This window comes from Longimicrobium sp. (assembly GCA_036389135.1).
In the GTDB taxonomy this organism is placed as follows: Bacteria; Gemmatimonadota; Gemmatimonadetes; order Longimicrobiales; family Longimicrobiaceae; genus Longimicrobium.
Map to the genome: position 1 here is coordinate 36310 of DASVQP010000007.1, position 26589 is coordinate 62898.

Sequence of the window (26589 nt, forward strand, 5' to 3'; positions counted from 1 at the left end):
CGTCGCCCTCAGGGGCGGTAGCGCAGGCGTACGTCTTCGTCGCGCTCCATGATCACCGGCACGCCGTCGATGAGGCCGGGCTGGAACCTGCGGCTGAGGAGCGAGTCGTGCACCCAGCGATCGAGCTCCCTCTCGCCGGAGGAGCGCACCACCTCGAGGCTGCGGATCTCGCCCTGCGTGCCCACGATCACCCGCACGCGCATCGGCGGGGGAGCCTGCTGCTGGTCGATTGCGGCGGTGACCAGCTCGAACCGCGTGGTGGAGCGGGGCTGGCAGACCTCGGAGCGCCCGACGCGCACGACGGTCTCGGCGGCGGGGTCCACGCGCAGCCGCACGCTCCACGGGTTCCCCGGGCGCTGCGCGCGGATCGACTGGCGCACCAGCGCGGTGAGCTGCGGCTCCTCGCCCTGCGGAAGCCAGTAGTCGATCGGCGCCACGCGCTCCACGCTCCCGTTCGCCGCGAAGGCGACCGAGTAGAGCGCCGTCATCTTGCCGTCTCTGATCGGGTTGTCCTTGGCGAAGCTGGCCATGCTCTGCGCCAGCGCCGCGGAGTCCGCCAGCGCGGCGACGGAGGGGAGGGTGCCCGGCTGCCGCACGGTGGTACACCCCTCGCGAGGGGCGGGCTTGTCGGTCAGGAGCTGCGGGTCGCGGGCACGCTGGGCATCCACCGGAGCGGCGAACGCAACGGCGAAGACGAGCGCACCGAGCGCCGTCCCACGGAGGGAATGGGTCATGAGAAGGTTGGCTTTTGGAGGGGTTCGTGCGGACCCGCGGGTGGTCCATCCGCTGAATAGTAGCGAGTTGCGCCCCGTCCGACAACGTTTGTAGTCGCTACTTCACAGGAAACGAATGCCCGAAAACAAGTTCTCCGTCACGAAGGGGCTGGCGATGCGCCGGTCCAAAATCCACGGCCGTGGCGTGTACGCGCGCGTGCCAATATCAGCCGGCACCCGCATCGTGGAGTACACGGGCGAGCGGATCACCATGGACGAAGCGGAGGCCCGCTATCCCGAGGATCCGGACACGGTCTACCACACCTTCCTCTTCGCCCTGGAGGATGGCGCGGTGCTCGACGCGGCGTTCCGGGGCAACATCGCGCGGTGGATCAACCACTCGTGCGACCCCAACTGCGAGGCGGTTGAAGAGGACGGACGCATCTTCATCGAGTCCCTGCGCGACATCGCGCCGGGCGAGGAGCTGGCGTACGACTACCACTTCATTCTGGAGGTGCGCCACTCCCCCGCCATGAAGCGCCGCTACCCCTGCATCTGCGGCGCCCCCAACTGCCGCGGGACGATGCTGGCCAAGAAGCGGTGACGTGCGCTGATCCGCCGGCAGGGGCCTGATCATCACGCCGCCCCCTCCCTGCATCGACCGGCGACCTGACTACGCTATATCGGATGCACTGCACCAACTGGGAAACATACCATTTAGATGAAACCGGTGTGCATTCTGACCGGCTTGTCTCACGCAGAGCCGCAGAAACGCAAGGGAGAGAACAACAGAGAAAAGCTCACACAGAGGCCACAGAAGGAACTGAAAGCCACAGAGAAAACCTTGATGCGGTTCTCTCTGTGGTTCGTGTCTCTGTGTGAGCCATGCAGTTTCAGTTCTCTCCTGCGTCTCTGCGCCTCTGCGTGAGACTTCCCTTTCCGGCTTTGCACAAAAATGAACGACGAATGGTATCACTTGCCCGTCTGGACTGGGAGCATCACGCGCACCGCCGTGCCGGCCCCATCGCGCGGCGATACGTCGAGACTCTGATCCGACCCGTAGAGGTGTTCAAGCCGTGCCCGCAGGTTCGCCAACCCGACCCCGTGCCCAGAGGTGTCGCTCTTCCCCGAGATCCCTACACCATCATCCTCAACCGTGATCACCACGTGATCGTCAAGCTGCTCTGCCCGGATCTGCACGTGCCCGCCCTGCACGGATGGGGAGATGCCATGCCGGATCGCGTTCTCCACCAGAGGCTGGAGGATCATGTGCGGGACGAGAAGACGGCTTGAGCACCTGACCTCGATCGTGAGCCTCAGCCGCTGGCCGAACCGAATCTGTTCGATTTCGAGATAGGGCTGCAGCTCGGCGACCTCTTGCTCGAGCTCGACGAGCTGGGTATCGGTCGCTCGAATCGTCGTCCGAAGGTGATCCGCGAGTCGGCTGACCATCTGATCGGCAGCCAACGGGTCGCGGTGCAGCAAAGTGGATATGGAATGCAGAGTGTTGAACAGGAAGTGTGGTTCCAGCTGCGCTTTGAGCCTGCCGAGCTGTGCCCGGACCAGCTCCTCGCGCAACTGAACCTCTCGCAGCTCGCGCTCGCGGTGCTTGACGATGTAAACCCAGCCGTAACTTGCCAGGAGCAGGCCCAGATAGGTCAGCAGCCTGGGTGCGAAGCTACGGGTAATGCCCTGGGCGAGTGGTGCGCGCGGAAACCCCGCCCAGCCAAGTATCTCGCGCTCTACGAGGTAGCGGGCCAGCAGGAGAGTGATCGCGGCAGCCAGATTCAACAGGACCACGGACGTCCAGCCAAACCTCTCGAAGCTGACCTTGCGGGACACGAAAATGGCCGCTGCGCTGAGCAGGCCCCACATGTACATGTCGGTCATCCCCATCACGAAGGCATCCGCGGGGGGGCGAGGCGGACCGGTGAACCGGAAACTGATCAGATTCAGAAGGCTCGTCATGAGCCCGAGAAGCGACCATCCAGCGAAAGCCAGCGCAGGCCAATACAGCGACGATCGAACGGTGGGATGCTCGTTCGCGGGCTGCCTCATCATCACTGGGAGGGTGTGGACGGCAAGTCCCGGCTGGAGACGATGCGTACTGCCCTCTCGAGTTTCTCCCGGCAGCCCCGGCTGGAATTCAACTTCGTTCCGTCCCGCAACGTCACGATGTACTCCCCCTGGAAGACGGATTCGACCTCGGTAATCAGCGACGTGCGTACCATCGTCGAGCGGTGGATCCGCACGAACTCGCTCGGATCGAGCTGCTCCTCGATCCGCCCCATCTGCTCGCGAAGCAGATAGGACGTCCCGGCCGTGTGGAGCCGCAGGTAGTTCCCCTCGGACGTGACGAGGTTGATGTCCTCCACGCGGACGATCGTATGCCGCACTCCGGTTCGGATCGTAAACTGATCCACGTAGGAGGAACCCCGGTTCAACGACTGGAGAACCTGCTCCAACCTGTCCGAGATTACTGCCTGATCGGTCCGGAAAAGCTGATCGCGAACGCGGCCCAGAGTTTCGAGGAAGCGTTCACGTGTGAATGGCTTCATGAGGTAGTCCAGCGCGTGAACTTCAAAGGCTCGTACGGCATGGCGATCGAAGGCAGTCACGAATACGGTCAGCGGCATGTTCCTCACGCCGACCTCCTCTACGACCCCGAAGCCGTCGAGGCCGGGCATCTGGATGTCGAGGAAGACGAGGTCGGGCGATAGCTTCCGAACCGCGGCCGCTGCCGCGGACCCGTTCTCCGCCTCTCCAACGACACGGAAGCCCGTCTCTTGAACGAGCAGAGAGCGGATTCGCTCGCGTGCGAGGGCCTCGTCATCGACGATTAGAACCCGGATCTCCATTCGGTCCTGTGGTGCTGGCGTGCCCGTCTGTGCTCCCAACATCCTGCCACCATCCTTCGGACCCAGTCAATAGGAGCACGCAGGAGACCGCTCACGAACTACAGGAGAAGCATCACACAGAACACAGAGGCAACGGCGAGGGCACAGACAACTTCTTTGGCCCTTCTTTCTTTCTCCCTCTGTGTCTCTGTGTGAGCCCATCCGTTCTCGTCCTTTCCTCATCTGCGCGTCTGCGTGAGACCCGCCGCTAGAGCGCGCCCACCTCGGCCCGCGCGGGGGTCTCGACGGGGGCCGTCGCGGGGCGGTGCTCCGCCTGCCGCTCCTGCCGCCGGCCGAGCCAGACGCCGAGGGCGGCCCAGCCGACGGCGAGCGGCACCGCGACCGAGATCAGCGCCGCGAGCCCCATCCCCAGGCGCCCCAGCACCCCCTCCACCTGCGCGCCCACCACGTCGCCACCGCGGTAGACGAAGGTGTCGATGAAGGCCTTCGACTTGTACTTGTCCGCGCGGCTCACCACGGTGAAGAGCGTCTCGCGCGCGGGGCGCATGATGGCGCGGTCCACCGCGTTGAAGGCCGCCTGGAAGACCACCAGCGTCGCCAGCGAGGCCACCAGCACCAGCCCCAGGAAGCCGAGCGCCGCGGTGATCGGCAGCAGCGCCAGCGTCACCGAGACCCCTACGTGCTTCATCAGCTTGCCCGCCACCAGCGCCTGCAGCACCAGGGTGGTGAGCTGCACGTAGAGGTCCATCCGCGCGAAGACCGTGGTGCGCATGTCCAGGCCCTCGCCCAGGGCGGCCACCATCTGCAGGCGGGTGAAGTAGAGGAAGGTGGCGATCACCGCCATGATCAGCACGTACGCCGCGATGCCGAGCAGGTACGGGGAGCGGAACACCGCCCGCAGCCCCTCCCACGCGCTCCCGCCGATCACCGCGCGCTCGTCCACCGCGGGGGCCGCCCCGGGGTCGTCCAGGGCCGCGGGACGCGCCCGCTCCGGCTGCAGGTGCGCCACCGCCCGCACCGAGAGCGCCGCCAGCCCCAGCGAACCCGCCGCCACCAGCAGGAGCCCTGCGGTCCCTAGCGGCTCCGCCAGCCGCGAGGCGAGCCAGGGGCCGGCGATGGCGCCCAGCGTGCCGCCCACCGCGATCACCCCGAAGAGCCGCTTGCTCTGCTCCAGCGAGAAGCGGTCCGCCATCAGGCCCCAGAAGAGCATGGTGGCGAACAGGTTGAAGACGCTGAACCAGACGAAGAAGACCATCCCGCTGGTCTCGCCGATGGCCGCCGGCGCCATCACCAGCAGGGCGTAGAAGACCAGCAGGCTGGCGGCGAAGAAGAGGTACGTGGCGTTGATGAAGACCAGGCGGCGGAAGCGGCTCACCAGCATCCCGAACACGGGGTTCAGCGCGAGGGTGACCACCGCCGTGCCCACGAAGAGCCAGCGGACGGCCTCGATCCCCCGCTGCATCCCCAGCGCCTCCCGGGCGGGTCGCAGCACCATGAGGGCGGTGAGGATGAAGAAGAAGGTGAGCCCCGATGCGAGCACCGGCGCGACCTCCTCCCGGCGGATCTGCGTGAAGCGCTGGAGGATGCCGGTCATCACGAGCTTGTCTCCTTCAGAGGGCGTCGGCCAGGGCGCGCCTATGGCTGCGGGGGGCCGATGAGGGCGGCGCGGCCGAAGTCGAAGCGGGAAAGCGGGATTACCTCGACGCTGGGATATTGGGCGCGCAGTGCGTCGATGAACTCGCTCGCGCGGCCGGCGATGACGATGCTCGCCTGCGCCGGGTCGAGCTCGCTCGCCACGGACGCGGAGACCTGTTGCGGCGTCACGGCGGCAATACTGGCCAGGTGGCTGTTGTAGCTGGTCGTCGGCAGGCCCTGCACGGCGAGGCTGCTGAGGAAGGAGCCGAGGCCCGACGTCGTCTCCACCTGTCGCCCGAAGGCGCCAGTAATCAACGTCTGCCGCCTGGCGAGCTGGTCCGCCGGGATCGGCTCGGCGGCGAGCCTCCGAATCTCGCCGAGCATGACGCCGGTCACTTCCGGAACCGCATTGTTGCGGGTCTGGGCCTGAGCCACCAACAGGCCTCCGTCACGCAAGGTCACGAGGAGGCTATAGGCGCCGTAGCTCAGTGCCCGGCGCACGCGCACTTCCTGGTACAGGCGCCCTGTCTGTAGGCCACCAAGCACGCTGTTGGCCAGGAGCACCGGATAATAATCGCTGTCGGCGCGGGTCGGAGCGCGAAGAGCGACGGACACCGATGCCTGATCGGCCTCCGGCATGTCGACGACGACGACGCGCGGGCGGCCGGCCGTGCCGGCACGATTGGAGGGCATGCGCGGCAAAGGGGCCGCCGGGGCGCGCCAGTCGGCGAACACCCGCTCGGCCAGGGCAAAGCCCTGCTCCGGGCCCAGGGAGCCGACGATGACCAACTGCGCATTGTCCGGCCGCCACCAGTCGGCGTGGTGGCGGGTGAGATCGTCGCGCGTGAGCGCTGCAAGGGAAGCGGGGGTGGCCGCGCCGGCGCCATAAGGGGCATCGCCGAACAGGACGCGGCGCAAAGCGAGATCGCCGACCTTTCCGGGCTGGCGAAGTGTCACGCGCAGGTTGTCCAGCGCCCGACGCCGCTCGCGCTCAAGCTCCTCCCGCGGCAGGGCCGGGCTACGCACCATCTCGCTCAGCAGCTGCGTCGCCGCTTCGATGTTGGCGGCCGGTGCCGTGACGAAGGCAGTGGTGGCATCGGGGCCGGCGCTGATACCGACGTTGGCGCCGAGCCGCTCAAACTCCGCGGCCAGAGCGTCGTGTGCCAGCCGCGTCGTGCCCTTTCCGGCCACGGTCGCGGTCATCGACGCGACCCCGGGCCGGCTGGCGGGATCGGCCGCCGCACCCCCTCCCACCACCAGGTAGACACCGGCCACCGGCAGGTCACCCGACCGCGCGACCACGACGCGCATCCCATTTGCCAGCCGGCGTTCCGCAAAGGAGGGGGCGGCAATCGGCCGTTGCGGGCCGGGAGCGGGCGGAGCCACTCGCTCGCCCTCCCGCGCTAACGTATTCGGCGCGCCGACTGCCGCCGGCAGCGTCTGCCCCAGCGCCTCGGCCGTCCGGCGCTGCCAAGGCTCGGTCTCGGCGGGGCCCTGTCGCTGTCCTTCGTCACGATAGGTGATCGCGACGCGCCGGTCGTCGCGCAGATATCGCCGCGCCACGCGCTGGACATCGGAGGCGGTCACCCGCTGCACCGCCACCAGCATCTTGTCGCTCCAGGCCGGATCGTTGGCGACGACGACACCCTCCGCCAGCGCTTCGGCACGACCCGTGGCACTTTCGCGGCGGAACAGCTCGGTGGAGACGTATTCGGTGAGCGCCCCGCGCAGCTCCGCCTCTGACACCGGCTCGTCGCGGAGCCGCGCTACCTCGGCATCGAGCGCCGCTTCGACGGCCTCCAGTTCCCTGCCGCCGGCGGCGATCGCAAGGAGAGCGAAGAAGCCGGCCTCCTTGAAACCGAGATTGGCCGGCATGATCGATGTGGCCAGCGGCTGTTCGCGCACCACCCGCCGAATGAGCCGCGAAGACTCACCGGTCGCTAGAATGCGCGTCAGCACTTCGAGAGCGGCGTGATCGGCATGGTTCCCCTTCGGCCGCTGCCAGCTCAGCAACACGGCGGGGAGCGGCACGTTAGGCGCGTAGGCGGCGACCGTGCGGGCGGCCGATGCCTGCTGCACCGGCATTCTATGGCGCACGATCGGCCGCGCAGGCCGCGGAATCGGGGCCAGATGCTGGTCTACCCAGCGCTCGAGCTGCGCCGGATCGAAATTTCCGGAAACGATCAGGGTCGCATTGTCCGGCCGGTAGAAATTCTCGTGGAATGCGCGCGCCTCCTCGAGCGTCGCGGCATCGATGTCCGCAAATGTGCCGAGGGCCGGGCGCTGGTACGGGTGACGGATAAAGCTGTGCTCGTACGCGTAATAGTACATCAGGCGTCCATACGGCTGAGCGAGCACGCGCTCGCGCGTCTCGTCTTTGACGGCGCTCCGCTCCGCATCGAACACCGGCTGGTCGAGCACCGACCGCGCCAGCCGCTCCGCATGCGCCCACAGCATCGCTTCGAGCCGGTTGGCCGGCACCGTCTCGAAATAGCGGGTCCTGTCGTACTGGGTGTCGGCGCCGCGGGTGCCGCCGGCCTCTTCCTCTACGATGCGGCTCAACTGACCGGGAGCGAGGTTGCGGGTGACCCGGCTCAAAATGTGCTCGAACAGGTGGGCGAAGCCGGAGCGGCCGGCCGGATCGTCCTTGGCACCGACGTCGTAGACCATCTGGACGTGAACGTTGGACGTGCCGGTGTCGCGGATCGCGTAGACGGTGAGGCCGTTCGCCAGCATCCGGCGGGTGTAGCCAATCGCCGGTACCGTGATCTGGCCCTGCGCCACGGCGGCGGGAGCAGCCGCCCGCGTGCCTGCCCGCTGCGCCTGCGCCGGACCTGTCGCAAGCGTGCAGGCCGCGGCGAGTACCGATAGGGTGCGGGCGAGACCGGAATCGAGCATGTGAACACCCATCCTCAAAACGTGTGTGTGCGTGGCCTAAGGCACTGAATCAGCAAAGACCTGCTCCGATGCGCCCGATCTGGAATTTGGCTGGGCTCAATGGGCGGATCGGAAGCGCCGGCGTGGCGACGAGCCACCCACGGCCGCAGGGGTGAGTCGGAGCGATGCGCAGCCACGAGTTGGAATCAGCTCGGTGGCTTTAGCAGGTCGAGACCGATGTGTGCATGCAGCCATTCGTAGCTGTCTGCCACAGCCTGGGGTGGGAGCGCATGACCCGCATCGTACCAGCGGATGGTCTTCGGCTCGGGCGCGGCAAGGTGCAAGAGTTCCGCATCAGCCGAGGGCACGAAGTTGTCGACCCGCCCGTTCTGCAACAGTAGCGGCGTGGGCGACGCATGCGGGATGAAGCGAATCGGCTCGATGGGAACCATAGCCCGCAGCCAACTATTGCGCGCACCGCAGCTCAGTCTGGCAAGGTTGCCGTCTCCCGGACCTGTCTCGTGCGTGACGAGGCCCCCATCTGCCACTTGCAATACCGCGGCCTTGAGCCGGCGCTCGAGGCCAACGAATTGTACACCCATTGTACCGCCGTAACTGATCCCCAGAAACGCGATGCGCTGCGGATCGACGTTAGGCCGCGTACGCAAAACGTCGACGGTGCGCTGCAGGTCTTTCATGAGCTGGATCTGCTCGGTCCGGTCCTGGATGGTGAATTGGCGCCAAGGGCCGCTCCGGCGAGCGGACGGCGGAGTAATGGCGATCGCGACTGCGCCGTGCCTCGCGAGCCTCATGGCTTCGACCGTCATGTGACGCGCCGCGCCGCCGGCGCCCGGCAGGATGATCACGCCTGGGCGCAGACCGGCGCGTGAAGTTGGATCGAAGAGCAACCCGGGCACCGTCCCTCCATCTGGACTACTGAAGGAGACGACACTTACCTCCACGCCATTGTCCCTGGATTCGACGGCCTTCGTCAGATTTAGGGGGGCGGTGGTGTCGTATGCGAAGAGTGCGCGCTCTGCACCGGAGGCCGGCCCGCCGAAATCAGGACGTGAGACGGCACAGGTATCTTGTCCTGTTGGCGCCGGGGGCGTCGTCAGACCGGACGGCATCACGATCGACCCGTGCGGGGAGACGGTGCATCCGGCGATCCCTGCCGCGACTAGCATTGCCATCGGTTTCACGATGATTTTCCAAGCATGAGGCAAAAGAGTGCACCGTGCATAGCTACGCGATTACCGCAGTTCACCGCCAGCCGGACACATTGGGACGGTCATTGCCGGTCTTCCGCCAGCATGTCGGTTCGTCCGTACAACGACGATGGGGTAGCTCAGCCGAGTTGCGGTCGCAACGACCGCGACAGCCACCGCGTTTCGCCCGGCTCAACGCGCGCGATTGCCGGCCCGCCGCAATCGTGGGCAACCATCGGGTTCTCACAGTGCCGCCCAGGACTGCACGGGCGTCGAGGTGGCCAAGCAGCCGGAGGGCTCCGATCAGGGTTTCGACGTGAGGCGAGCCAGCAGCTGCTGGAAGCCCAAGCCCATGACCTGCGTCACCCCCGCCTCGTCGACCACGAACTCCGTCACCAGCGACGTATTGCCCACCCTGAACCGGCTCTCCGAAAGCGGCGTGAGGACATGGTCATCCTGCATCGAACGGATCAGGGTCTCTCCCACGAGGCGAATCTCGACCCTGAGATCGTTTCGGCCCATCTGGCCCGGGAGGAATTCGTATGTGCCCACGTACCGCTCGAGCACCGACCTGGGAACACGCACCGCAGCGGCAGGCGGCGCCGGTGGCGGCGCTGCGCGCGACCCCTTGCGGGGGAGCCGATACTCGACACCGGCGCCGTCGCTGACGACTTGCGTCACCCCGCCTGCCTGATCCACCACGAACTCCACCGTTGAAATCCGGGCCGCCCTGAACAGGGTCTCGGAGATCGGCTGCAAGACCATCCGCTGTCCCGGCACCTCTCGGAACAGTGTGTCTCCCTTGAGGACCACCTTGATGGTGCTCCCGTTCTGGTCATACTCGCCCACGTACCGCTGGAGTACCGGCACGGGTACGCGTACGGGTGCCTGCTGCTGCGCCTGTATGGGCCCCACGGCGATCGCGAGAGCGAGCACACCTGCCGCGATCCCTGCTGCGCATCGATGATTGATCATTCGAAATGCCTCTTCCTGGCGGATGCGTGATGCCGGGGCCTTCTGGCTGCCCCGGTAGGGTGGCCGAGCAGCTGGAGGGCTGCGATCAGGGTTTCGACGTGAGGCGAGCCAGCAGCTGCTGGAAGCCCGAGCCCATGATCATCGTGACCCCCGCGTCATCGACCACGAACTCCGTCACCAACGATGTATCACCCACCCTGAACAGGGTCTCGGAGATCGGCGTGAGGACGACGTCCTCGCTCAACGTCCGCACGAGTGTGTCTCCCGTGAGGGTTATCCTGGCTCTGAGATCGGTTCGGCCCATCTGGCCCGGGAGGAATTCGTATGTGCCCACGTACCGCTCGAGCACCGGCCTGGGAACACGCACCGCAGCGACTGGCGGCGCCGGTGGCGCCGCTGGGCTAGACTCTTTGCGTGGGAGCCGAAACTGGATTGTCCCGGAGCTGACGACTTGCGTCACCCCGCCCGCCTGGTCGGTCACGAACTCCGCCGTGAACATGGGGCCCACCCTGAACAGGGTCTCGGAGATCGGCCTCAAGACCATCCGCTGTCCCGGCACCTCCCGGAACAGTGTGTCTCCCTTGAGGAGTATCTTGACGGTGCTCCCGTTCTGGTCATACTCGCCCGCGTACCGCTGGAGTACTGACACGGGTACGCGTACGGGTGCCTGCTGCTGCGCCCGTACGGGCCCCGCGGCGAACGAGAGAGCGAGCACACCTGCCGCGATCCCCTCCGCGCATCGATTGGCGATCATTTCGAAATGCCTCCTGCTAGCGGATGCGTGGTGCCGGGATCTTCTGGCTGCCCCGCTCGTAGATGAGCCCGGTGGCCTTTCCGGCGCTGCCGACCTGGAACTCGATGAAATTCGGGCCCAGCTGGAACCGGGTCTGGGAGCGCCCGTAGATGACGGTGTCTGGACCGCGGCCGGCCTTCACGACCAGCATCGTCCCGTAGCGGCGGAAGTTGAAGGTGTCCCCGGTTGCCGTTCTGTATTCACCCACGTAGCGGTCGAGGACCGCCGCGGGCAGCACCATGGAACCTGGAGGCCCGTGTGCCGCCTCCGCCGCAGGTCCGCCCCCCCCCATCGTGACCGGCGGCAGCGCGTCGATCAGCTCCGCCATGCGCCTGCGCGTCGCCTCGTTCGGCAGGCGGCCGATGCCGCCGCCCATGTTGTCGAGCATGTGGTGCGCCTTGGTCGTCCCCACGCGGGCCACGGTGACGGCCGGGTGGCTGATGACGTACTTCAAGAAGAAGTGCGCCCACGTCCTGGCGTCGAACTCGGCGGCCCACTCCGGGAGGGGCCTGTCGCCGACGCGCCCGAAGAGGTTGGCGCCACTCCCGCAGCTGACTCCGCCATTGTTGCCGAAGGGGAAGAAAGCCATCACGCCGATCTTCCGCTCCAGGGCGAGCGGCAGGATCGTGTCCTCCACGCGCGCGCGATTGGCGATGTCGTAGTCGATGCCGATGAAGTCGATCGGCTCGTTGCGCATGATCGCCTCGAGCTGCGGGTACACGGGATCGGCGATCACCTGCACGCCGATGTACCGGACGCGCCCGGCCCTCTTCTCCTCCTTCAGGGCGGCGAGGTGCGCCGGGTCCCCCTGTGGGGGCACCATGACCAGGTCCATCCTGGGCGCCTGGAGCTTCGCTCTCCACATCTCGACGTGCGCTTGCACGGCGTCGGCGCCGGGTTGCGGTGGGCCGCCGGGCCCGCCGGGGCGGATACCCCGCGTCGACCAGAAGAGCCTGTTCTGAATCCCGAGCTCGTTGGCGGCCGTGGCGTGGAACTGCTCCGCGGCCGCGTTGCCGTGCTGCGCGTCGAAGACCCTGCCGCCGTTGTCGGCGAACGTCTTCAGGACCTCCTTGAGCGCGGCGGGATCCGCGCACAACGCGTGGTTCGAGAACGAGAGTCCGATCACCGGGAGCATCTCACCGGAGGACGGAATGGCTCGCTGAATGAGCGCTGCGCCCGGCTTCTGGAATGCGCGGAGCAGCGTCGGATTGAGCGCCAGCGAAGCACCGGCGCCGAGGGTGATTCCGAAAAACTCGCGGCGGTTGACCATGTGGGGCCCAGGTTGGGGTTCACGGGAACTACGCATGGGTGGCGGCCGCTGAGCCTCACCATGTGCCGAGCCTCCGTGCGTGCCTCACGGATGCGCGACGCGGGAATACGTCCGGACCACGGCTCGGCGGCGTGGAACAGGGATAGCCGCAACGGGCGTCCACGCCAATACCGCGGGGATGGACCCCCTTGTTTTCGGGATTGATCCCACCATCCGCACGCCCCTTCGCCTCCGCTGGACCGGCACGGCCACCACGCCCCGCCCCGCGTCGCGTCATTCCAGCCGGAGATTCACCCCCCGGTGCTTGTCCCGCCGGTGCGGTCGTCGCGCGGCGCCCATTCCCCGGTGTGGCCCCGTTGTATCCCCTTGCGCCGCAACGCGAAACGAACAACGTTTGTTGTCCGTACGGGGCGCCATGACCAACCAGATGCCGCTCCTGCCGCCTGCCCATCCGCCATTCCCGATGCGCACCCTACGATCGCTTTTCCTGGCCGGCATCCTCTGCGCGTCCACCCTCCCGGCGGCCGCCCAGCAGCGCGGCCTGACGCTCGCGGAGGTGGAGGAGCTCCTTCGCAGCGGGGTCGCCAGCGAGCGCGTGCTCCTGCTGGTGCAACAGCGGTGCATCCACTTCGTCCCTGACAACGCGGCGATGAAGGTGGTGGCGGCCGCGGGTGGCTCCGAGGCGCTGGTGGCGGGGCTTCGCTCGCCGGGGCAGTGCACCACGCTCGCCCTCAACGCCCAACCCGCGCGCGCCCCGGCAGAGGCGCCGGACACGGCCGCGGAGGCGGACGGCGTCTGGTCGTTCGTGATCGGCTACAACCGAGAGACGTTCCGGTCCGCGGGGTCCACCGACGTGGGCCACGGCGCCGCGCTGGAGCTGTCAGCCGGGGCCGACCCCATCCTGTTCTTCCTGCGCTGGGACTTCGCGGACGTGAACCCGGACCCGCGCCCCCACTACACGGTGGGACAGACGGAGCTCGGAATGCGCGCGCTCGGCTTCCCCGCGCGGTGGTTCATCCGCCCCTACGTGGACCTGGGGGGCGGATACTCCGAGATCACGTACACCAACCCCCAGGAAGCCGGGGGCGACAGGTCGGGGTGGGGGTGGTCGGTGGCGGGGGGAGTCCTCCTCCAGCTCACCAGCAGGCTGGGGATCGACGCGGCGTACCGCAGGTCCACCATCTCGTACAAGGTGAAGGATGACGGCGACGCTCCTCCCGTGGCCTCCGATCCACTCCGCGGGCGCGGGGAACGGCTGATGGTGGCCCTGCGCTGGTCCTCGGTCATGACCGACTCGAAACCGCGTGCCGAGAGGACACCCCGATGACCGCCACTCACTTGCGCTGGGGCGTGCCGCTCGTCGCGCTCGCGCTTCTCTTCGCCGCGCCGGCCGCCGCACAGCAGCGCGGCTTCACGCTGGCCGAGGTGGAGGAGCTCCTGCGCAGCGACGTCAGCAGCACGCGCATCCTCCTGCTGGTGCAGCAGCGGTGCATCCACTTCGACCCGGACGACCGGGCGCTGGCGGTGCTGTCCGCCGCCGGCGCCACCACGGAGCTCCTGGCGGGCCTGCGCCAGCCCTCGCAGTGCATGACGCACCGGGGCCCCCTGCCGAAGTCGTCCGCCCCGCCCGCCCCGCCCGCCCCGGCTGCACCCGACGCGCCCCAGGCCCCAGCCACGCGCCGCTCCGGACGGCCGCTGGCGTTCCTCGGTTTCGGATACGCGAACGGCTCCTTCACCCCGGACGAGGGCGACGGCGACGGGGCGGGGCACGGCGCGGCGGTGGAGTTCGGCGTGGGAGGGTCGCACTTCGCAGTCTTCGCGCGCGGCGCCTTCGCCGGTATCGACCCCGCCGAGGGTGAGGCGTACGACCTGGGGAACAGCGACCTCGGCGCCCGCGTCGTCTTCCTCCCGGCGCGCGCCATCCTGCGCCCGTACGTGGACGCGGCGGTATCGGTGATCACCATGGAGTACACGGACGGCGAGGGAACGCAGAGGCGGAGCGCGACCGGCTTTGGCGTGTCTGGCGCGGGCGGAGTGCGGCTCGCGGTCACGCCCAGGGTGGCGCTCGATGCCAGCTACCGCAGGGTCTTCGGGTCGATCAGCCAGGTAGGTGCGGACGCGCCCGGGGGGCTCGAGGAGGGCGCGGGCGGAAGCGGGGGCTGGGTGATGGTGGGGCTGAGCTGGACGCCGGGCGCGAACCGATCCCCGGCCCCATGAACCGCGAAGGGCCGCGGCCGGACGACACCATCGCGTCTCCTCCGCGCCGCAGGCCGGGGGAGAACCCGTTCGCGGGGCTGGCCCTCCTGCTGGCGGTCGCCGGGGCCGTGCCGGCGCTGCGCACGGTGGCGTGGGTGCTCGCGGGGCTGAGCGGGGCGCTGGCGATCGGCTACGCCGTGGCCCGGGCGGGGGCGGGGCGCGCGCAGCTCGGCATCGCTCTGGGGGTAGTCGTGGTCACCTTCCTCGCGACTCCCCCGCCCAATCGCGCCGCGTACCGCGCCGACGTGGCGAGCGCCGACACCGCCGCGTCGGAGCCCGCCGCCGAAGCTGCCATCGACTCCGACACACCCGATGCGCCGCGGACGGAGAGCGACGACGAGTCGCCCGCGCCGCCCAGGCCCCGTCCTGCCGAGCCCCCTGCGGAGCGGATCGCCGTGCGCGAGCCGGACCGCCCGCGTGAGCGCCCCAAGCCGAAGGCGCCGCCCAGGACGACGCCGAAGCCGAAAGCCGCGCCCACCGCATCGCGCACGGAGCCGAAGTCCAGGTCCGCGCCGGCCGCATCACGCACGGAGCCGCGCGCCGCGCCCCGGACGCGTCCCAGGGCCACGCCGCGCACCGAGCCGCGCCGCACACCAACGCCGCCCGCGGAGGTCGCTACTCGCTCCACGCGCACGACGGAGCCGCGCGCATCGCGTACCGTGCCGCGCCGCGCGCCCGCCCCGCCCGCGGAGGCTCCCGCGCGCCGCACGCCCGAGGCCCCGGCCCGGCGCACCCCGCCGCCCGTCGCGGCGCCGAGCGCGCGCGAGCTGTCCGAAGTCCGCGCCGATCTGGCCGTAGCGCAGGTGCTCAAGAACCAGGGCGCCTACTACGACGCCGGGGCCACCCTCCGCAACGCGCAGCGGAGCGTCGCCGCGCTGTCGGCGCGCTACCCGGGCTCGCCTGCCGTGTCCGATCTGAGCCAGCGCGTCCGCACCCTGGCCGCGGAGAACCGCCGCGCGTGCTTCGCGGAGGCCGCGATCCTCCGCACCCGCGGCGAGGCGACGTCGCCCTGCCCCTGAGCGGCGCGCGCGAGGGCCCTCACCCGGCAGCTTACAGCTGCCACCCTCTCCCACAAACTGCCGTGGGAGAGGGGGCGGGGGCATTGGCACGTTCCCATGTTCTGGGGCGAGTATTCATCGTTCTTGACGAAGAGTAACAAGTAGGTTACATATCCAGCATGGAAGTCGCTTCTGCCATCGCTGACCAGGTCCGGCGCGAGATCCTCATGCTTCTTCGGGAGCGGGTGATGTCGGCCGGAGAGATCGCGGACCGCTTCGAGATCAGCAGGCCCGCGGTGAGCCGCCACCTGCGCGTGCTGCGTGAGTGCGGGCTGGTGGTGGACGAGGTGCGTGGGCGCGAGCGGCTCTACCGGCTCGACACGGCTCCCCTGGCGCCGCTCGAGGAGTGGATCGCCCAACTGCACGACCGCTGGTCCGGTCCCCTGGACGCGCTGGAGACCGAGGTGTACCGCACGCGGCGCGAACGCCGTGAATCCCCTTCGATCCCCCAGGAGAGAACCGCATGAACCCAACCCCCATGGGACGCCTCGTCCGCACGCCGGAGGGTAGTGATCTCGTGATCGTCCGCACCTTTCGCGCACCCATCGAGGACGTGTGGGCGAGCATCACGGAGTCGGAGCGCACCGCCCGGTGGTGGGGTCCGTGGACGGGGGAGCCGGGGGCGGGGCGGACGATCCGCTACACGATGGCGTTCGAGGCCGAAGGTCCCGCGTCCGAGATGCTGATCGAGGCATGCGAGCCGCCGCGCCACCTGGCCGTGCGCGCCATCAACGACTACGGCGACTGGCGCCTGGAGGCGCACCTGAGCGAGTCCGCCGGCGTCACCGAGATGCGCTTCACCCAGCACCTCGACGACAAGACCAACATCGGCGACGTGGGGCCGGGGTGGGAGTACTACCTCGACAACCTGGTCGCCTCCCGCACCGGCGACACGATGCCGGACTTCAACGACTACTACCCGTCGCAGAAGCAGTATTACATGGACCTCGCGGCCGCCGAAGGCTGAGGACGCTGGCCCGACCGCCGCGGGCGAGGTGGCGGCAGGGAGGGCGGACACGCAGGTCCGCCCCTACCGGTTTTCGGTGCGAAATGCAGGCGGCGGTGCGGGGGCGGGCACGGGCAGCCCCGTGGGGCGGCCCCTACGGCTTTCGGTGCCGAGGGCAGGTGACGGAGCAGCGCCGGACACGGGCGTGATGAATCGCGCCCGTGACGGTGGGTGACGGGGCAGATCCATGCGAACGCCCCTCCCCCAGGTAGTTTTGGGGGAGGGGCCGCGAGGAACGAGCGGGGGAGGGGGCCCGCGGGGGCCCTCAGTGCCCCGGCTCGCCCTTCACCCCGTGCCCCATTCCGCCGCCGGCGTGGTGCATGGTGCCGGGGTTGTGGAAGAGGAAGCCCTGCGTAAGGTGCACGCCCAGGCGCTTCACGGCGTCGAACTCCTCTTCGCGCTCCACGCCCTCGGCGATCACCTTGATGCCGTGGTCGTTGGCGAAGGAGACCATCGTCTCCACCAGGTTCTGCTTCATGAAGTTGGTGTCGATCCCCGCGATGAGCGAGATGTCCAGCTTGATGAAGTCGGGCGACAGGTTGGCGATGCTCCCCAGCCCCGCGTAGCCGCTCCCCGCGTCGTCCACGGCGAAGCGGAAGCCGCGCTCGCGGAACTCGTTCAGGTACCCCACGAACTTGGGGTAGTCCGTGATGGCGGTGCGCTCCGTGATCTCCAGCACGATGCGCTCCGGGTGCTCCACGCCCAGCTCGTCCAGGTCCATGTAGCGGAACGTGGGGTCGCGGAAGTCGTGCGGGTCGATGTTCAGGAAGAGGAGCTCGTTCTCCTGCAGGTGCGTGTCGATCCCCTCGATGGCGCGCTTGCGGCAGAGGCGCGAAAGCTCCCAGATCAGGTTCGCCTCCTCCGCCACGCCAAAGAGCACCTCGGGCGAGCGGAGGGCGCGCATTCCGCCGCGGGCGAGCGCCTCGTAGGCGTACACCTCGCGCGTGGCCGTCACCACGATGGGATGGTATACGATGTAGACGTTCTCGTCGTGCAGCAGCGTCTTCAGGTCGGCCACCTTGCGGGTGCGCTCGCGGCTCTCCACCCCGCGCGCCGCGGCCGACGCCTCGCGGATCCCGCGGTAGATCTGCCGCTCCGTGCGCACCTTGGGGTTGCGAAAGAGCGTCGCCGAGCCGATGTAGATCTCGAACAGCCCCGCCACGTCCTCGCCGTGCTCCCCCTCCAGCCGCGCGCGCACGTGCCCCTCCAGCTCCGTGGCCAGCTCGTTGATGCGCTGCTCCGCCTCGGATACGGGGTCCGGCAGGTCGGTGAAGAAGATGAAGTCGTCGTCGCCCGTGTGCGACACCATCAGGAGCGACTCCTCCTTGCTGCGCCGCCGGTCGTAGAACTCGCGCACCGAGTTGGCGGTGGTCTGCAGCACCTCGTCCAGCTTTTCCCAGCCGTAGATCTCCTCCAGCTTGCTGTAGCGCACGAACTGGATGTAGAGCACCGTCATGCGCCCGCGCCGCTCCAGCATGTCGCGCCCCTGCTCCAGCATCACGGGGAGCGTGGGGAAGCCGGTGGAGCGGTCGAAGAGGAGCTCCTCGTAGCGCAGGTGCTCGGCGGCCTGCGTCTGGTCGCTGGGGCCCTCGCCGCGGCGCGTGCGCTGGCTCACCGCCCACACGCGCGACGCCACTTCGTCCGCCGTGGTGGGAAGGTAGAGCCAGTCGTCCGCCCGCGCGGCGACGGCGCGGCGCACCTCCTCGTCTGTGCTGCACGCCACCAGCATGCAGATCCCCCGTGCCCCCGTCTCGTCGCGCACGGTGGCCAGGAGGTCGGCGCGGGGCTCCACCAGCGCCACGTCTGGGTGGGTGCGGAGCGCGGCGGTGAGCGCCTCGGCCCCCGCGGCCCCCGTCTCGCCGGCCTGCAGCAGGGTGAGCTCGGCGCCCATCGCGGTCGCGGCCTCTTCGACGGCCGCCTGCAGCCTCTCGTCGCGAACGTAGCCTACGATCCTCACGCCGCGCCCCCCTGGGCCGCAAGGTTCCGCTGCACCTTGGCGAGCAGGTCCTTGAAGTCCACCGGCTTCACCACGTAGTCGTCCGCGCCGGAGCGGAGGCCCTCGAACTTGTCTTCGAAGGCGCCCTTGGCCGTCACCATCACCACCTTGGTGGTGCCGCCGAACTCCGGGTGGTTCTTGATGGCGCGGCACACCTGCCACCCGTCCATCCCCGGCATCATCACGTCCAGCAGCACCAGGGCGGGTTTGACGGTCTCCATCTTGGCGAGCGCCGACTTCCCGTCGCTCGCCTCGGCGATGGTGTAGCCGCGCGACTCGAGGAAGGCGCGGAGGATCTCCACGTTGTCCAGGTTGTCGTCCACCACCAGGATGGTTTGCTTTGGATCTACCGAGGTCACGTTTCTCACCTCCGCCGGGGCGGATCGGTGGTGCGTGGGGGAAGGGGCAGGCCTTGTTGGGACCCGCGGATGGTGTGCCCCGGCGGGCAAGAAGCGAGCCACTTACCGCGTGCAAGCGCATGCGTTTCCCCCGTTTACGTGGGCTCTCGCACGGACTTGCGCATGCAGGTGGACGGTGAGGGAAGGGCCTCGCACAGAGACGCGGAGGGTACGGAAAGAAGAACAGAAAGAGGTTCTCTGTGCCTTCGCGGTTCCGTCCGTGCTCTCTGTGTGATGCTTTTTCTTCAGCCGCCGCGCACCTTTTCGAAGGCCCGATAGCTGTGGAAGTCGACGGTTCCCTCCAGCCGCGTCATCACCAGGCCCATGGCGCCGTCGGGGTCGGCGCGCACCTGGGCGGAGCGCGGCAGGCGCACCGCGCCGAACGGGGTGGAGACTTCACCGAAGTCGAGCGTGCCCGCGGCCCACTCCCGCCGCCCGTCCAGGTAGCGGAACTCGATCTGGCGGACGGCAAAGGTGCGCGAGTCCAGCCGCAGCGCGCCGGAAAGGTTGAGCGTGCCTCGGGCGGAGCGCAGCGCCCGGAAGCGCAGCGTCCAGGCGCCGGTGGAGTCGAGCTGCGGGTTGGCCTCCAGGCAGTGGCCCACCAGGAAGCTTTCGTGCACCAGCGTCAGCTCGCTGGGAATGTTGATCATGAGGGACTTGGTCTGCGTCGTATCACCGGCGGCCACGGCACGCGCGCGGCGGGCGCGGGCGGAGTCCGGGTGGATGATGATGGTGGTGTCGCTGTTGATGCGCTTGTCGCGGACCAGGCGCAGGTGGGCCGTTCCGCGGGTGCGCTGGTTGTAGCGGTAGGCGTACTGCGCGGCGAAGGCGCGGCGCTGCTCCACGCCCTTCATCGCCTCGCGCCAGAGCGCCTGCACGGCCGGGGCTTCACCGAGGCGGTCGCCCGTGTAGCACGCGGGGCGGCCGGTGGAGACCCCTTCCAGCACCACCGCCTGCAGTGCGGCGCGCAGCGTCTGCTCGCTGGTCGCGCCGTCGGCCACGGTGAAGGGGGCGGAGGGCGGCGCGGTGTAGCCGATGCGCTCCATGCGCAGGCGGTAGCTGCCGGCGGCCACCGTGTCGAAGCGGAAGGCGCCACGCGCGTCGGTCAGCACGGTGCGCCCCTGGCCCCCCGCCGACGGAAGGAGCCGGACGACCGAGAGCGGCACCGGCGTGCCGTCGTTGGCGAGGGCGTGCCCCTGGACGACGGCGGTCTGTGCCCCGGCGGCGGACGCGGAAAGGATCGCGCAGAGCGCGGCGAGGAGGATGCGGCGGGAGATCATGGAAGCGGGAGGGACGGAAGGAAACGGATGAATGCGGACGACTCGCTTGAAGGCAAGCGCGGGGCCCCGTCCCGGAACGTCCGTTCCCGCCGCCGATGTGGATGCACCGCAACGGCTTCCCTCATCCGCCGCGAATCCGCGCGATACCGCCGCTGTCCGTGCGCGGGGACACTCCGCCGCTCGCCAACGACACGACGCCCCGCCGGTGTGGGCGGGGCGTCGAAAGTTTCAGCCTGGGGATCGGAGGTCAGCGCAGCGAGGGCGCTCCCGACGACGAGGGGGCGCCGGCGCGGTTCATCCTCCCGGTGCGCGTGAGCCCTTCCCAGCCGCACCGCGGGCACCAGCGGCGCTGCACGTAGCCCAGGCTGAGCACGGACATGACGCGGTCCCACCCGGTCATCTGGAGGGGGAGCGTCTCGGTCGCGCAGCTCGCGCAGTCCCGCTCCGAATCCAGCACCAGGAAGATCATGACCAGGGCGAGGAGCGCCTTCGCGCCGAACGCCAGAAAGAAGAACAGCAACCACATCATCAGCATGGCGAATCCAGCGCTTCGCAGGGTTTCCGGTCCTGGCGTCTTCCCGTGCAAGAAACAGACGACGGCCCACTCACGATACCGCCCGGAGCCCCGCGAGTTCCCGGCGGGTTGAACCGGGAGGGGGCGGGCGTGTACTCTTGGGCTGCGCCATCCCGGCGATCCCATCCATCGAGCGAGCATGAACGTCGTCAACGTCCAGAACCTGCACAAGAGCTTCGGCCCCCGCGTCCTCTTCGACGGCGTCTCCTTCGCCATCGACGAGGGCGAGAAGGTGGGCTTCATCGGCGTCAACGGGTCGGGGAAGAGCACCCTCTTCCGGATCATCGGCGGCATGGAGCCGCCCGACGAGGGGACGCTCGCCTATCAGCGCGGGATGCGCGTGGGCTACCTGGAGCAGGAGCCGGAGTTCGAGGCGGGCGCCACCATCCTCACCGCCGCGGCCGGCGGCACCCCCGAGCTGAACGAGGTCATCGCCGCCTACCATGAAGTCGGCGGCCGCCTCACCCGCGGCGAGGGCGACACGGACCGCCTGCTCGCGCGCCAGGGAGAGCTGGCCGCGCGCATCGACGCGCTGGGCGGATGGGACTACGAGCACCGCATGGAGGCGATCCTCACGCGCCTGCAGGTGGACCGCTGGGAGCGCCCGGTGGAAGGATTGAGCGGGGGCGAGCGGAAGCGGGTGGCGCTGGCGCGCGTCCTCCTGCAGCAGCCCGAGCTCCTCCTGATGGACGAACCCACCAACCACCTGGACGCCGACACCACGCTCTGGCTGGAAGGGCATCTGCGCGAGTACCCCGGCGCGGTGATGCTCATCACCCACGACCGCTACTTCCTGGACCGCGTGGTCACCCGGATGATCGAGGTCACCCCCGGCGAGCTGACCGCCTTCCCCGGCGGCTACACCGAGTACCTGGAAGCCAAGGCCGAGCGCACCGCGCGCCTGGCCGTCGAGGCGGACAAGCGCAGCCGCCTGCTGGAGAAGGAGCTCGCCTGGGTGCGCCGCTCCCCCAGCGCCCGCACGGGGAAGCAGCAGGCGCGCATCAACCGCCTGGACGACCTGCAGTCCGAGCACCGCGACAAGCGCCTCCCCAACCGCACCACGGTGGAGATCGCGATGGCGGACGCGCCGCGGCTGGGGCGCACGGTGCTGAACCTCCACGGCATCAGCAAGGCGTTCGGGAGCCACACGCTGGTCCGCGACTTCAGCACCATCCTGCAGGCGGGGGAGCGAATCGGCATCATCGGCCCCAACGGGGCGGGGAAGACGACGCTCCTGCGCATCATCATGGGCACCGAGCATCCCGACGCCGGCGAGGTGGAGCTCGGCAAGAACACGCACATCGCCTACTTCGACCAGCGCCGCGAAGAGCTGGATCCCGAGAAGACCGTCTACGAGGCCGCCGCCGAGCAGGACTGGGTGGTGGTGGGCGGCGAGCGCATCCACCTGCGCTCGCACCTGGAGACGTTCCTGTTCCCCGTCCCACAGCAGCGCCAGAAGGTCAAGTCGCTCTCCGGCGGCGAAAAGAACCGGCTTCTCCTCGCCCGCCTCTTCCTGCGCGAGGCGAACCTGCTGATCCTGGACGAGCCCACCAACGACCTGGACCTGGTCACGCTCCAGGTGCTGGAGGACGTCCTCTCCGACTATCCCGGCTGCGTGCTCCTGGTGACGCACGACCGCTTCTTTCTGGACAAGGTGGCCACGGGCCTCATCGCCTTCGAGGGGAACGGCGAGCTGCGCCGCCACGCGGGCGGCTACGACCTGTATCGCCGCCTCAAGGAGCAGCGCGAAGCCGAAGCCGCCGCGGCCGCCGCCCCCGCCGCGCGCAAGCCCGCCCCCGGCGCCCCTGCCCGCCCCTCCACCGAGCGCAAGCTGAGCTACAAGGAGAAGCGCGAGCTGGAGGGGATGGAGGAAGCGATCATGAAGGCCGAAGCCCGAAAGGAAGAGCTCGAAGCCCGCCTCGCCGACCCCGCCCTCTACGCGGCCGGCAACGACGAGGTGCAGCGCGTGACCGCGCAGTTCCGCGAGGCCAGCGAGCAGGTGGATGCTCTGTACGCCCGCTGGGCGGAGCTGGAGGAGGTGGCGGGGGCGGTGCGGTAGAGGGCCCCCTCCCCCCGGCCCCCTCCCCCGCCTGCGGGGGCGCAGGGCGGGCGAGGGGGAGAACACCGTTTGCGGCGCGCAGATCCGGTGGGGCGCGATTTATCGCGCCCACCCTCGCCCCGCCTCGACCGCTGCCCCACGCACCAATTCCATAGGGGCAGACCTGCGTGTCTGCCCACCCTTTCCCCCACCGCGAACCCCGGTGGTTCGCACCGATCCTCGTAGGGGCCGCCCCACGTGGCTGCCCGTGCCCGCCCCCGCGCCGTGGCGCACCCACGCGCACCCATGCATGCAAACGCCCCTCCCCCGGGTGGTCATTGGGGGAGGGGCCGCGAGGTGATGAGCGGGTGGGGGCTCGCCTATATCTACTGAAGAGGGATCAGCGCGACTCGACGATCACCGGCTCGAAGTGGGTAGGCGCTCCCGCCAGGATCGGGATAAGGAGCCTCTCCGGGTCCGAGTTTATCAGGCTACCGTCCGGCCTCGCACGAAGGGCGAATATGGTATCGCTCGTAGGCTGGTTCAGCACCGGGATCTGCAGTCGGGACGACCGGAGAGCATCTATGTATATCTCGCTCACGTCCAGGCTTCGTGCGCTTTGCGCGGCACGCACCCGCACCGGCCGCTCCAGCGTCAGCCTCCAGAGCGAGATCGTAGGACTGTAGGGCTTCTGCTGCTGCACCAGCACCGGAATCTCGCTCACCCGCACCCCGGTCATGCGTCCCGCCAGGATCGCCGCTTGCTCAGGTGTGAACATCCGGTACTGAGCGGTGTCCCGCGCAATCGGGTGCACAACGAACTCGCCGCCCCGACCGAGAGCGGGACGCTGGGTTTTCCCATCCGCGTCAATCGCTACTTCGGTCGCGTACGCGGCGACCGCGATGTAAAGAACGACCTCTCGCCCGGATGTCATCCGCACGAGATAATACGGTCCTAGCTCGCGGGTATACGAGCGGTGGTACCCCTCCGGCATAAGGCTAAAGGGAGTCGGCACATACAGCACGCGCGGATCTGCACGAAGGGTAGCGAGGTCAATCCCTGCACCCCGCTCTTTCTCCCAATCTTTCTCGAAGTTTGGACCATCGGTCCGGACATGGGCCTCGGCCAGTTCCCGCGCGCGTTCGGGCGTGAGGATCTGAAGCGCGCTCGGTGAAACCGGTGTGGGAAACACGAACAGCCCCTGGGCATCCACGCTCGCCGACGCAGCGCCCGTAACGAACGGCCGCACGTCTTCAGTGCTTCCTGGTTCCGTGATGCCAGCGTCGCCACAAGCAGAAGCGAACGCTAGCGCAACGAACAGCGCCAGTTTCGAGGGTCGAAAGCGTTCGTTTCTCATCGCGTACCAGATGCTCTTCGAGGCCATCGTTAGTTGCCGTGGCGGTAGTGCACGAAGCGTGATCGTCGCCTATACCTGCACGGGAAAATGGCTCGTAGATCAAGCCATTCCCCAGCGTCTCAGCAGGCAACAGCGGGAAATACGGGCTCGCAGGTGCCGTCACCACTTCCGATCCCTCTCACGAAAAACGAGTGCGAATCGAAAGCTCCTGCTGAGTCCCTCATGTCAACGCGTATGGTGTGTGTGTTTTCGCCGGGGTACCCACTGAACGAGGGGCCGCTCCCCACGTATGTATCGTCCAGGTACCACTCGAAGGTGTATGCCCCGGTCCCGCCGCGTCCGGTCGCATTCCAGGTGCCGCCTCCGGAGCTTGAGTACACGAGTATAGGGCCCGCCACGGAGGCTTCGACACCGCCTACTTTCACCATCAGCACAGCCGCCACGGTGCTCCACGTCTGGTCGGTGACTTCGACGCGGAGGTCGAACGCAGATGATCCCGCGTTAGCAGTGTACGAGGGCCCGTTCCCCACCGGTGTTCCATTCCGATACCACTGGTACATGTATCCAGGAGATCCGCCGGTTGTCGGGGCGTTCCAGATATGTGTCGAACCCGGCGTCGGAATTTGTTCTCCCGTCAGCTTCGTGGAAACCGACGATTGCCGGTAGTTGATCTTGACCTTGGCCCAGGCCCGCTTTACCCCGTCCTCCCAGCCACTGAACTCTGCGATATCATGGTCGCTTACCTGTTTTGTGCCCGTGGCTGCGACGTACTCGGCTTTCGGTCGCGCCTGCCAGTGCTGCGCGGTGGGCTCCGGATTGTAAAAGAACCGGAACTCCTCCCTCTCGTCCGCGACCACCTCGCCCTTCGAATTGTACACGATCGCAACTCCCTCGTCGAAGTCTTCCTGCCCAAAATCGAAGAGATTGGCTCCGGCGTATTTCGTATCCGTACCGGGAGTGGCGAGTGCAACCGGACAAGTGTCCGGTAGTTTCATGTCGTACTCGAGATCGAAGGCGTTGCTGCTCGGGAAGTATCCGAGCCGCTCGCAGCCCTTGGCGGCTTCAAAATCGCATCCCGTGAGCAATCCGGATAGCGCGCCGGCCCCGAAAATCGTGGCAATTGTTCTGTTCATGCTCAGAGCCCTCCCTCGTGCGCACCCAGAGCACTGAAGGCCGTAGTCTCGCCCTCAACGATTGGAACTTCTAGAGGCACGCTGCGCAGTTCGCGTCCCGTCCGGACGAGAACGTGCGCGGATTCCACTCTTCCAGCATTCGCTACCCGTACCATCATCGGCGCGCCACGAGCGGTCGGTACATATAACTCGCGGGTGCGCAGGGGGGTTGCACGGCCGTCGTGCATTACGTCAATGTCCCGGTCAAGTGACAGCTTCCAGACCGCGGAAGATGGGACGTGTTTCTTGTTGATGCGGATGAGCTCGGGGGTTCGGGTCACCCGAGCGCCCCTCTCACGCCCGACCCGTTCCACCGCGCCCTCGGGCGACACAAACCAGTCTTGCTGTGTCGCGGGCAGCACCTGGTGAACAAACTCGTTCCCACGTTCTACCGGCCTGTGCACGATTCCGCGCCCGTCGACCGTAACGTCTGTTGCGTATGCGGATACGGAGACCAGCAAGGTGGGTTCGGATCCGGAATTCAACTGGACGATATAGTAGGGGCCGTATAGCCGTGCGTACGCGGGGTGGTACCCGTCTGGGAAGCGACCGTAAGGAGTCTTCACGAAGAGAATACGCGAATCCACGCGCAGCGCTTGGATATCGAAAGGTCTGCCGCGCTCCCCTACCCATGCTTCGTGGAGCGATGGACCCCAGGTCCGCACTGACGCAAGGGCCAGTTCCCCGGCTCTTTGCGCCGTGATGATCGGGCGTGCACTCGGTGAACTCGGAGCGGCGAACGAGAAGAGGCCCTGGCTATTGAGTGCGGCGGCCGCATCCCCAGTTACATAGCGCCGCAACGCGGCAGGTGAGGGTGCCGACACCGGTCCGGCAATGGGTGCGTCTGCTTGCTCGCATCCACCGACCATCATGATACCGACTATTCCCGCCGTAGAAATGACCCTCCAGAACGAGCATAGCCGTAACTTGGAGTTTCGCTTGTTCATAGTCCCCATTATTTGAAAAGGTGGGGGCGGGCGAACAAACCGTCGGGGTGCGGATTTGGCTACCCGGGAAAGATGGGGTCGCGCGCCCGTGCTGCGGAGCGCGGTAGCCCTTCAAAGCTACACTCAACTCACCGCCAACATATGCAGTTCGCTCTTCCGGCCCGCGGGCGCCAATTCT

22 protein-coding genes are annotated in these 26589 nt (G+C 68.1%); 7 read left to right on the forward strand and 15 right to left on the reverse strand.

The window, feature by feature from the left end; translation table 11 throughout:
• Window positions 1-8 precede the first annotated feature (8 nt).
• Window positions 9-734 carry an energy transducer TonB gene (locus VF584_01685; GenBank protein ID HEX8208869.1) on the reverse strand — a complete coding sequence of 242 codons (726 nt, stop codon included), beginning with the start codon at window positions 732-734 and terminating at the stop codon, window positions 9-11.
• Window positions 735-849: 115 nt separating this feature from the next.
• Here VF584_01685 and VF584_01690 point away from each other — a divergent pair, with 115 nt between their 5' ends.
• On the forward strand, window positions 850-1317 hold the full coding sequence (locus VF584_01690) for an SET domain-containing protein-lysine N-methyltransferase (protein ID HEX8208870.1): 468 nt from the start codon (window positions 850-852) through the stop codon (window positions 1315-1317).
• Window positions 1318-1685: 368 nt separating this feature from the next.
• Here the strand turns inward: VF584_01690 and VF584_01695 are convergent, their stop codons facing one another.
• From VF584_01695 to VF584_01730, 8 genes are all read right to left on the reverse strand, one after another.
• Window positions 1686-2603 (reverse strand): histidine kinase, encoded by a 918-nt coding sequence (locus VF584_01695; GenBank protein HEX8208871.1) that lies wholly within the window; start codon window positions 2601-2603, stop codon window positions 1686-1688.
• Window positions 2604-2773: 170 nt separating this feature from the next.
• Window positions 2774-3571: a LytTR family DNA-binding domain-containing protein gene (locus VF584_01700; GenBank protein HEX8208872.1), complete on the reverse strand. Its 798-nt coding sequence runs from the start codon at window positions 3569-3571 to the stop codon at window positions 2774-2776.
• Window positions 3572-3818: 247 nt separating this feature from the next.
• Window positions 3819-5165: an MFS transporter gene (locus VF584_01705; GenBank protein HEX8208873.1), complete on the reverse strand. Its 1347-nt coding sequence runs from the start codon at window positions 5163-5165 to the stop codon at window positions 3819-3821.
• 41 nt (window positions 5166-5206) lie between these two features.
• Window positions 5207-8104 (reverse strand): pitrilysin family protein, encoded by a 2898-nt coding sequence (locus VF584_01710; protein HEX8208874.1) that lies wholly within the window; start codon window positions 8102-8104, stop codon window positions 5207-5209.
• A 185-nt stretch (window positions 8105-8289) separates the two neighbouring features.
• On the reverse strand, window positions 8290-9000 hold the full coding sequence (locus VF584_01715; protein ID HEX8208875.1) for a dienelactone hydrolase family protein: 711 nt from the start codon (window positions 8998-9000) through the stop codon (window positions 8290-8292).
• Window positions 9001-9594: 594 nt separating this feature from the next.
• Entirely contained in the window at window positions 9595-10266 is a 672-nt protein-coding gene (locus tag VF584_01720; GenBank protein ID HEX8208876.1) for a hypothetical protein, read from the reverse strand.
• An 85-nt stretch (window positions 10267-10351) separates the two neighbouring features.
• On the reverse strand, window positions 10352-11020 hold the full coding sequence (locus VF584_01725; protein HEX8208877.1) for a hypothetical protein: 669 nt from the start codon (window positions 11018-11020) through the stop codon (window positions 10352-10354).
• 16 nt (window positions 11021-11036) lie between these two features.
• A complete protein-coding gene (locus tag VF584_01730; protein ID HEX8208878.1) occupies window positions 11037-12329 on the reverse strand; it encodes an aldo/keto reductase in 1293 nt (430 codons plus the stop codon).
• A 463-nt stretch (window positions 12330-12792) separates the two neighbouring features.
• On the opposite strand from VF584_01730, the gene VF584_01735 reads away from it, so the two are divergent.
• The 5 genes from VF584_01735 to VF584_01755 all read left to right on the forward strand — a co-directional run bounded on the left by VF584_01735 (window position 12793) and on the right by VF584_01755 (window position 16610).
• On the forward strand, window positions 12793-13656 hold the full coding sequence (locus VF584_01735; protein ID HEX8208879.1) for a hypothetical protein: 864 nt from the start codon (window positions 12793-12795) through the stop codon (window positions 13654-13656).
• On the forward strand, window positions 13653-14546 hold the full coding sequence (locus VF584_01740) for an outer membrane beta-barrel protein (GenBank protein HEX8208880.1): 894 nt from the start codon (window positions 13653-13655) through the stop codon (window positions 14544-14546). The genes VF584_01735 and VF584_01740 overlap by 4 nt, the downstream gene beginning before the upstream one ends.
• Window positions 14543-15604 (forward strand): hypothetical protein, encoded by a 1062-nt coding sequence (locus VF584_01745; GenBank protein HEX8208881.1) that lies wholly within the window; start codon window positions 14543-14545, stop codon window positions 15602-15604. Before VF584_01740 ends, VF584_01745 begins: the two co-directional genes overlap by 4 nt.
• Window positions 15605-15762: 158 nt before the next feature.
• Entirely contained in the window at window positions 15763-16110 is a 348-nt protein-coding gene (locus VF584_01750) for a metalloregulator ArsR/SmtB family transcription factor (protein ID HEX8208882.1), read from the forward strand.
• Window positions 16107-16610, forward strand: coding sequence for an SRPBCC family protein (locus VF584_01755; protein HEX8208883.1), 504 nt, complete (start codon window positions 16107-16109; stop codon window positions 16608-16610). The genes VF584_01750 and VF584_01755 overlap by 4 nt, the downstream gene beginning before the upstream one ends.
• A 304-nt stretch (window positions 16611-16914) precedes the next feature.
• Here the strand turns inward: VF584_01755 and VF584_01760 are convergent, their stop codons facing one another.
• The 4 genes from VF584_01760 to VF584_01775 all read right to left on the reverse strand — a co-directional run bounded on the left by VF584_01760 (window position 16915) and on the right by VF584_01775 (window position 20858).
• Entirely contained in the window at window positions 16915-18606 is a 1692-nt protein-coding gene (locus VF584_01760; protein ID HEX8208884.1) for an EAL domain-containing protein, read from the reverse strand.
• Complete coding sequence (locus VF584_01765; protein HEX8208885.1) at window positions 18603-19004, reverse strand: response regulator; 402 nt, start codon at window positions 19002-19004, stop codon at window positions 18603-18605. Before VF584_01765 ends, VF584_01760 begins: the two co-directional genes overlap by 4 nt.
• A 284-nt stretch (window positions 19005-19288) precedes the next feature.
• A complete protein-coding gene (locus VF584_01770; protein HEX8208886.1) occupies window positions 19289-20323 on the reverse strand; it encodes a carboxypeptidase-like regulatory domain-containing protein in 1035 nt (344 codons plus the stop codon).
• A gap of 247 nt (window positions 20324-20570) precedes the next feature.
• The gene (locus VF584_01775) at window positions 20571-20858 is read right to left on the reverse strand and encodes a hypothetical protein (GenBank protein HEX8208887.1); all 288 of its coding nucleotides are present in this window, start codon (window positions 20856-20858) and stop codon (window positions 20571-20573) included.
• A gap of 178 nt (window positions 20859-21036) precedes the next feature.
• Here VF584_01775 and VF584_01780 point away from each other — a divergent pair, with 178 nt between their 5' ends.
• Window positions 21037-22956 carry an ABC-F family ATP-binding cassette domain-containing protein gene (locus tag VF584_01780; protein HEX8208888.1) on the forward strand — a complete coding sequence of 640 codons (1920 nt, stop codon included), beginning with the start codon at window positions 21037-21039 and terminating at the stop codon, window positions 22954-22956.
• A gap of 379 nt (window positions 22957-23335) precedes the next feature.
• Here the strand turns inward: VF584_01780 and VF584_01785 are convergent, their stop codons facing one another.
• On the reverse strand, window positions 23336-24319 hold the full coding sequence (locus tag VF584_01785; protein ID HEX8208889.1) for a hypothetical protein: 984 nt from the start codon (window positions 24317-24319) through the stop codon (window positions 23336-23338).
• A gap of 92 nt (window positions 24320-24411) precedes the next feature.
• On the reverse strand, window positions 24412-25425 hold the full coding sequence (locus VF584_01790) for a hypothetical protein (GenBank protein HEX8208890.1): 1014 nt from the start codon (window positions 25423-25425) through the stop codon (window positions 24412-24414).
• Window positions 25426-26589: the final 1164 nt, after the last annotated feature.

Bases quoted from the DNA above. Each gene is read 5' to 3' on its own strand.
- VF584_01725 (HEX8208877.1), bottom strand. From the start codon at position 11,020: ATGATCGCCAATCGATGCGCGGAGGGGATCGCGGCAGGTGTGCTCGCT.
- VF584_01695 (HEX8208871.1), bottom strand. From the start codon at position 2,603: ATGACCGACATGTACATGTGGGGCCTGCTCAGCGCAGCGGCCATTTTC.
- VF584_01690 (HEX8208870.1), top strand. From the start codon at position 850: ATGCCCGAAAACAAGTTCTCCGTCACGAAGGGGCTGGCGATGCGCCGG.
- VF584_01700 (HEX8208872.1), bottom strand. From the start codon at position 3,571: ATGGAGATCCGGGTTCTAATCGTCGATGACGAGGCCCTCGCACGCGAG.
- VF584_01740 (HEX8208880.1), top strand. From the start codon at position 13,653: ATGACCGCCACTCACTTGCGCTGGGGCGTGCCGCTCGTCGCGCTCGCG.
- VF584_01775 (HEX8208887.1), bottom strand. From the start codon at position 20,858: ATGCTGATGATGTGGTTGCTGTTCTTCTTTCTGGCGTTCGGCGCGAAG.
- VF584_01685 (HEX8208869.1), bottom strand. From the start codon at position 734: ATGACCCATTCCCTCCGTGGGACGGCGCTCGGTGCGCTCGTCTTCGCC.
- VF584_01750 (HEX8208882.1), top strand. From the start codon at position 15,763: ATGGAAGTCGCTTCTGCCATCGCTGACCAGGTCCGGCGCGAGATCCTC.
- VF584_01770 (HEX8208886.1), bottom strand. From the start codon at position 20,323: ATGATCTCCCGCCGCATCCTCCTCGCCGCGCTCTGCGCGATCCTTTCC.
- VF584_01705 (HEX8208873.1), bottom strand. From the start codon at position 5,165: ATGACCGGCATCCTCCAGCGCTTCACGCAGATCCGCCGGGAGGAGGTC.
- VF584_01735 (HEX8208879.1), top strand. From the start codon at position 12,793: ATGCGCACCCTACGATCGCTTTTCCTGGCCGGCATCCTCTGCGCGTCC.
- VF584_01785 (HEX8208889.1), bottom strand. From the start codon at position 24,319: ATGGCCTCGAAGAGCATCTGGTACGCGATGAGAAACGAACGCTTTCGA.
- VF584_01745 (HEX8208881.1), top strand. From the start codon at position 14,543: ATGAACCGCGAAGGGCCGCGGCCGGACGACACCATCGCGTCTCCTCCG.
- VF584_01755 (HEX8208883.1), top strand. From the start codon at position 16,107: ATGAACCCAACCCCCATGGGACGCCTCGTCCGCACGCCGGAGGGTAGT.
- VF584_01780 (HEX8208888.1), top strand. From the start codon at position 21,037: ATGAACGTCGTCAACGTCCAGAACCTGCACAAGAGCTTCGGCCCCCGC.
- VF584_01710 (HEX8208874.1), bottom strand. From the start codon at position 8,104: ATGCTCGATTCCGGTCTCGCCCGCACCCTATCGGTACTCGCCGCGGCC.
- VF584_01730 (HEX8208878.1), bottom strand. From the start codon at position 12,329: ATGGTCAACCGCCGCGAGTTTTTCGGAATCACCCTCGGCGCCGGTGCT.
- VF584_01790 (HEX8208890.1), bottom strand. From the start codon at position 25,425: ATGAACAGAACAATTGCCACGATTTTCGGGGCCGGCGCGCTATCCGGA.
- VF584_01720 (HEX8208876.1), bottom strand. From the start codon at position 10,266: ATGATCAATCATCGATGCGCAGCAGGGATCGCGGCAGGTGTGCTCGCT.